This window comes from Meiothermus sp., from assembly GCF_025060375.1.
Classification (GTDB): Bacteria; Deinococcota; Deinococci; order Deinococcales; family Thermaceae; genus Meiothermus.
Genome location: NZ_JANXCG010000084.1, coordinates 46,854 through 52,901, shown reverse-complemented (window position 1 = coordinate 52,901; position 6,048 = coordinate 46,854). Strand labels below are relative to the sequence as shown.

The window sequence follows — 6,048 nt, the reverse complement described above, 5'->3', positions numbered from 1 at the left end:
GAGCTGCCCCGGGCCGACACCTCCTTAGAGCGCCTGGCTAAGCTCAAGCCGGCCTTCAAGGAGGGCGGCACCGTGACCGCCGGCAACGCCTCGCCCTACTCCGATGGAGCGGCGGCCCTGCTGGTGATGAGCAGGGAGAAGGCCCAGGAGCTAGGCCTGAAGCCGCTGGCCCGCTTTGTCTCCTTTGCTACGGGGGGTGTTGAGCCCGACATCATGGGGGTAGGGCCCATCAAAGCGGTACCTAAGGCCCTAGCCAAGGCCGGGGTTCGGCTGGAAGACCTGAAGCTCATCGAGTTCAACGAGGCCTTTGCCGCCCAGGTGCTGGCAGTCATGCGGGAGCTTGGGATGAACCCCGAGGTGGTGAACGTCAACGGGGGGGCCATCGCCCTGGGCCACCCCCTGGGGGCCACCGGGGCTAAGCTGACTACCCAGCTTGTGCACGAGCTGGGGAAGCGCGGGGGCGGGCTGGGCATGGTGACCATGTGTATCGGCGGGGGGATGGGGGCTGCTGGCATCTTCGAGGTCTACCCGGCGGCCTGAGCCAGCCTGTCATGCAACTAAGCTGCCCGAGCCTTAGGCTAAGGGCATGCGAAGGGTGCACCTGCTGGTTCTGCTGCTTGCGGCCTGTGCTCCCACACCTCTGGGCAGTGCCCCCTACTATCCCTACGACCTGGACGAGTTCCCCGTCTTCACGAGCCCAGCTGGGGCTCCCCTGTACGGTCTGCGCCGCTACGAGGAGCGGCGATGGAGGACCCACGCGAGTGCCCTGACCTTTGGTGTGTACTTCAGCCTCGAGCTTGGCTTCCCGGAGCGCATCGCCCCTCCCTTCCCCGATGCCCTGGTGCGCTGCCGGCAAGGAAGCCAGCACGAGCGCCCGGCGCCCGAGGTGCGGTTGGAGGTGCTGTCGGCTCCCCCGGGCTTTGGGGTGAGCCTGGAGAGGGCTGTGTACAAGTTGCAGTGCGGCCCCTTCGAGCGGGATGCCCGTGGGCTGGAGTCCTTCCGCTACCGCACCTGGCTCGAGCTGCTCTACCGCTTCGAGCCGCCTGCGGTGCCCGGCACCTACGCTCTGCGCTGGCTGGTGCTGGAGGGCACGCGGGTGGTGGCAGAGGAGGAACGCCGTTTCACCCTGAGCGAGCCCCGCTAGCCTGGGCCTCCCAGGCCGCCAGGGCTTCCAGGGCAGGTTGCAGGCCCTGGCCTCTGGCGGTGAGGGCGTAGTCCACCCGGGGGGGCACCTCGGGGTGCTCGGTGCGGCGGATGAGGCCCAGCTCCTCCAGCTCCTTGAGCCTCAGGGAGAGGCTGCGGGGGGGCAGGGCGGTAGCCTGTTGAAGGCTCCCGAAGCGCAGAGGGCCATCCCGCAGCGCGCGCAGGATGGTGTACACGCCGCGCTGGCCCAGGAGCTCCAGGAGAGCCTCCAGGGTGGGCCCTTCGTTTTTGGTCATGGGCCACAATTTATACCTCCTTCGGCCCTGGAAGTTGCACCGAGACTACAAAATCTATTGGGGAAAGCGCCCCTGCCGCACCACCTCAATCAACACCTCGGGAAGCTCCCAAGCGGCGAGGTCGAAGGCTACCTGCCCGTAGTCGTAGGGGAGTTTGAGGAAGCGGTTCAGCAGCTCCCCATGGATGTCGTCCTCTAGGATCAGCACGTCGGCTCCGGGCTCCCCACCGAGGCTGAGCCCCACCGATCCTGGGTCGAAGACCAGCCCTTTGTGCACTGCCCGGCGAAAGGGGATGTGCTTCCCTGCCACCACCGCGTAGCGGGAGCGGATGCGCTCCAGCATCCCGAGGATTTCCTGGGGGTGGGCCTCGTTCAGGTCTATTTTCTGCTCAGGGTCTTCGGGTGACCCGTGGAAGACCAGGAGGCGACCCCCGGGGGTTTCGCAGCGGTGGCGCAGGCGCAGGTTCCGCAGGAAACCCACTTCTCGCTCGCTGAGCTGTTCGCGCGTCCAGGCAATGGTTACCTCGGCGATGCCCTCGCGGCGGTGGGTGGGAAGGGGGTAGGCCACCCGCAAGTCGGCTGCTCCAGGAACGCAGGGAATGCCCTCCCGGTCCAGTTTGCGGATGACCTGCCGGGGGTGGGGCCCATACCCCACCAGATCCCCCACCGCCAGCACCTGCTCCACCCCTTCTTTGCGCAGGGCTTCCAAGGCGGCCTCGAGGGCCGGCAGATTGGCGTGAATTTCAGCGATAATTCCTATGCGCATGGCTGTTAGCCATTCTGCCACGAAAGCTCCCCTTGCCCTCGCTCATATCTGCACCTGAGCAGTCCCCGTCATGTGGCGCGCTGAGGGTGGGGGTCGTTTATGCTTGGGCCGTGCGCCTTTGGGTTCCGTTGTTGCTGGGTGGGGGTCTGGCCCTTTGCCTTCCCCCAAGCCCCCTGGGCTTCCTTGCCCCTCTGCCCTTGGCGGGTCTGCTGTTTTGGGGTGGGCTCGGCTTTGGGTTCTGGGCAGGGGTGGGGTTCTGGGGGGTACACCTGGTATGGCTTCCCTTGAGCTTTGTGCTGCTCTTTGAGACCCCTTGGGGGGCAGTGCCCTACCTGCCCCTGGTTCTGGTCAAGGCTGTCCTTTGGGCTGGGGTATTCGGGCTTACGCGGGGCCGGCCGCTGGCTCGAGCCGGGCTCTGGGTGGTGCAGGAGTACCTTACTTCTTTAGGCGAGCTGGCTTTTCCCTGGGGGTTTCTGGGCTACGCCTTGGTGGAGGCCCCAGGGCGGATGCTGGCCGCTTTGGGAGGGGTTTATCTGCTCTCTTTGGGGGTGCTGGGGGTCGCGCTGGGCTTGCTTTACTGGGGAGGGCGCCTCTGGGCTGAGGGGGTGCTCTTCTCCCGGGCAGGGCTTGGGCTGGTCGGGGTGCTGGGGGTATGGGGGGCGCTTTGGTTCTGGCCGCTGCCCCAGGAGGTAGGCAACCAAACCGCCTTGCTAGTGCAGGGCAACATCAACCCTTTGAGGAAGCTCGAGGGCTTCCCTGCCGAGGAGATCTATCAAGAACTCACCCGTCAGGGCCTGCGGGCCTACCCCGAGGCTGCGGTGGTGGTCTGGCCTGAGACCGCGGTGGCCCACCTGCCCCCCGGTTTGGCCCTCCTGCTGGGTCCCCGCGAGCTTTTGAGCGGCCTTGAGACCGGCTTTTCCAACCGAATAGTTCTGTTCAAGGAGGCTCGAATTGTCTATCAGTACGATAAAAATCGGCTGGTACCCTTTGGCGAGCGTTTTCCTTGGGATGAGGCTTTGCGTCCCCTGTATCGCTTCTTCTTCCGGGCGCTGGGCTTTGAAGGGGAGCTGGTGGGGCGAACCCCGGGCCAGGGGTACGCTCCTCTGGGACGCTATGGGGCTTTCATATGCTACGAGTCGGTTTTCCCCTCGGTGGCCCGGGCCCTGGTCCTGCAGGGTGCTGAGGTACTGGTGCTGGCCTCCAACGACGCGTGGTATGGCCCTAGCTTTGGCGGCCTGCAGCACTTTCAGATGGGCCGCTTACGGGCGGTCGAGACGGGCCGCTGGCTTCTCAGGGCGGGAAACGACGGGGTGACCGCCGTTGTGGACCCCTATGGCCGGGTGACGGCGCGGCTTCCCCAGCGCCAGGCTGGTTTTCTGGGGAGTAGCTTTGCCTATCGGCAGGCTCAAACCCCCTACGTGCGCCTGGGCGACTGGGCGGTCGGGCTGGCTGGGCTCCTTGGGCTGGTTGGCTTGCGCAGGAGGGCAAAAGGGGCTATAGTCTAGACTTGCCGGTTTGCCGGGATGGCGGAATCGGTAGACGCACCCGACTCAAAATCGGGCGGTTAGCAGCCATGTGGGTTCGAGTCCCACTCCCGGCACCAAACGAGGAGGCGCGCGTTGGAACTGCTGCAGAATGCCCTGATATTCCTCTACATCGTGGTGGCCGGTTTTCTGGTCTACCTGGTGCTTTCCCAAGAGCCCAGGCAAGGGGCAGGGGACATGTTTGGTGGCGCCACCGACCTTTTCAGCACCCGCGGGGTGACCGGTGGGCTTTACCGCATCACCATCATTCTTGGGGCTATATTCGTCCTCCTGGCCTTTTCCTTTCGCTACTTCCAGCGCTAGCCAAGGCCCCCCTCCAGCAGACCTCCTGTACCTGAAGGGGGGCTCTGCTTTTTGGCCTTGCCCTATCCACCGTTTGGTGGATGCTCATTGGTCGCAAATTCCGCGTTGAGCCCTTGACAGTCAAGAAGTGGCTGTATAGCTTTGTACCAAGTCCATGCTCGCTTCAGTTCCGTTTGCGGAGAGCGAGGGTGGTGTAGTTTAGCCTTGAATGGTACAGGAGGCATCATGAGAAAAATCCTTTTCCTAGGCTTGTTGGTCCTGGCTGGGGCGGCCCTAGCCCAGCCCAAGGTTTTCAAGGGTACCGAGATAGGCCGCCAGGGTGGCGCCTACCGGATCACCTCTATCTCTGACCCCCGCACCTGGAACCCCTTCGTGGCTCGGGAAACCTCTTCCACCGACATCATCTCGCTTTTCCTGCCCTACCTCACCTCCTACGACCCCTATACCCAGGCCCCAGAAGGTCGGTTGGCTAAGTCCTGGGAGATTCGCAACAACGGCCTTACGGTCATCTTCCGATTGCGCGAGGGGGCGCGCTGGTCGGATGGGCGGCCTATCACCGCTGATGACGTGATCTTTAGCGCGACCGTGCACGCCGACCAGCGGGTTAACTCCAATGCCCGCAGTAGCTTCATCCTGGACGGCCAGCCCATTCGCTGGACCAAGGTTGACCAGTACACCGTTCGGGCTGACTTCCCCAAGCCCTACGCGCCTGCCCTCATCCAAGGCTGGTACATCGTGCCTCAGCACATCTTTGAGCCGGCCTACCGGGCTGGGGTTCAGCAACTCCAGGCCCTGTGGAACCTGGACACCCCGCCGGCCCAGATTGTCTCGGGGGGCCCCTTCAAGCTGGAGAGCTACGTAAAGGGCGAGCGGGTGGTGCTGGTGCGCAACCCCAACTACTGGGGCGTGGATGAGCGCAACAACCCGGTGGCCTACCTCGAGCGCTACACGGTGCAGATCGTGCCTGACCTGAACGCCCAGCTGGCCCGCTTCCTGGCCGGGGATGCGGATACCTTTGCGGCGGCCAACGCTGACCAGGTGGCCCAGGTGCTGGAGCGCATCCGCGCTGGCCGTCTGCGGGCTGAAATCTTCCCCAACGTGGATGTGACCCTGGGCACCAACTTCATCGTCTTCAACTGGAACCACAAGGACCCCTTCAAGGAAAACCTCTTCCGCCAGGTCAAGTTCCGCCGGGCCATGGCCCACCTGATGGACAAGAAGTCCATGATCGAGGTGGCCCTAGGCGGCCTGGGCCAGCCCCAGTGGAGCCCCATCTCCATCCCCAACAAGGCCTTCTTCACCGATGATGTGCCCAAGTACGAGTTCAACCCCCAGCGGGCCCAGCAGCTGCTGGCGGAGCTAGGCTTCCGCACTAAGAACCGCGACGGCTGGCTGGTGAACGCCCAGGGCCGGGTGCTGGAGTTCAACCTGGTGACCAACCAGGGCAACACCGTGCGGGAGCGTATCGCCCAGATCTTCCGCGACGAGGCGCGCAAGATCGGGGTTAAGGTGGAGTACCGGCCCATCGACTTCAACGAGCTGGTGCGCCAGCTCACCAGCCCGGCGGCCGACGGCACGCGCGAGTTTGACGCCATCCTGATCGGCCTCACTGGGGGCATCGAGCCGGCCTTTAGCCGCAACGTCTGGGAGCTGGACGGTAGCCTGCACATGTGGAACCTGGGCGTAGGCGGTAAGCGCCCGGCCAAGGTGGAGGCCTTCGAGGTGCTCATCGACACCCTGATGAAGCGGGGCGCGACCACCCTCGACCAGGCCCAACGTCGGCAGATTTATGTTCAGTTCCAGCGGGTAGTGGCGGAGAACCTGCCCATCATCTACACCGTGGCCCCGGCCTACAACCCGGCCCGCCTGACCCGGCTGGGCGGGATGTTCCCCAAGGAGCAGATCAACTCCATCGTCGGCCAGGCCCCCTACATCGAGACGGTTTTTGCCAAGGAGTAGGCATCTCCTGGGGGCAAGGGGTGGCCCTCCACCCCTTG

Annotated in this window: 7 protein-coding genes and 1 tRNA gene; 6 read left to right on the top strand and 2 right to left on the bottom strand. The window is 64.5% G+C overall.

The window, feature by feature from the left end; genetic code table 11:
• On the top strand, positions 1-540 hold a 540-nt coding region (locus tag NZ849_RS10330; RefSeq protein WP_295406906.1), incomplete at its 5' end, for a thiolase family protein.
• 46 nt (positions 541-586) lie between these two features.
• Positions 587-1,144: a hypothetical protein gene (locus NZ849_RS10325; protein WP_295406903.1), complete on the top strand. Its 558-nt coding sequence runs from the start codon at positions 587-589 to the stop codon at positions 1,142-1,144.
• On the opposite strand, the gene NZ849_RS10320 is transcribed toward NZ849_RS10325, so the two are convergent.
• Positions 1,122-1,439, bottom strand: a complete 318-nt coding sequence (locus NZ849_RS10320) for a helix-turn-helix domain-containing protein (protein WP_295406900.1) — start codon at positions 1,437-1,439, stop codon at positions 1,122-1,124. The two genes, NZ849_RS10325 and NZ849_RS10320, sit on opposite strands and share 23 nt — an antisense overlap.
• 54 nt (positions 1,440-1,493) lie before the next feature.
• On the bottom strand, positions 1,494-2,204 hold the full coding sequence (locus tag NZ849_RS10315; RefSeq protein WP_295406898.1) for a metallophosphoesterase family protein: 711 nt from the start codon (positions 2,202-2,204) through the stop codon (positions 1,494-1,496).
• A gap of 110 nt (positions 2,205-2,314) precedes the next feature.
• On the opposite strand from NZ849_RS10315, the gene lnt reads away from it, so the two are divergent.
• The 4 genes from lnt (at position 2,315) to NZ849_RS10295 (ending at position 6,010) form a co-directional block, all read left to right on the top strand.
• Entirely contained in the window at positions 2,315-3,709 is a 1,395-nt protein-coding gene (lnt, locus tag NZ849_RS10310; RefSeq protein ID WP_295406894.1) for an apolipoprotein N-acyltransferase, read from the top strand.
• Positions 3,710-3,721: 12 nt separating this feature from the next.
• A tRNA-Leu gene (locus NZ849_RS10305) sits at positions 3,722-3,807 on the top strand.
• A 16-nt stretch (positions 3,808-3,823) separates the two neighbouring features.
• On the top strand, positions 3,824-4,051 hold the full coding sequence (gene secG, locus NZ849_RS10300; protein WP_295406891.1) for a preprotein translocase subunit SecG: 228 nt from the start codon (positions 3,824-3,826) through the stop codon (positions 4,049-4,051).
• Positions 4,052-4,276: 225 nt separating this feature from the next.
• Positions 4,277-6,010 carry an ABC transporter substrate-binding protein gene (locus tag NZ849_RS10295; protein ID WP_295406888.1) on the top strand — a complete coding sequence of 578 codons (1,734 nt, stop codon included), beginning with the start codon at positions 4,277-4,279 and terminating at the stop codon, positions 6,008-6,010.
• Positions 6,011-6,048 lie beyond the last annotated feature (38 nt).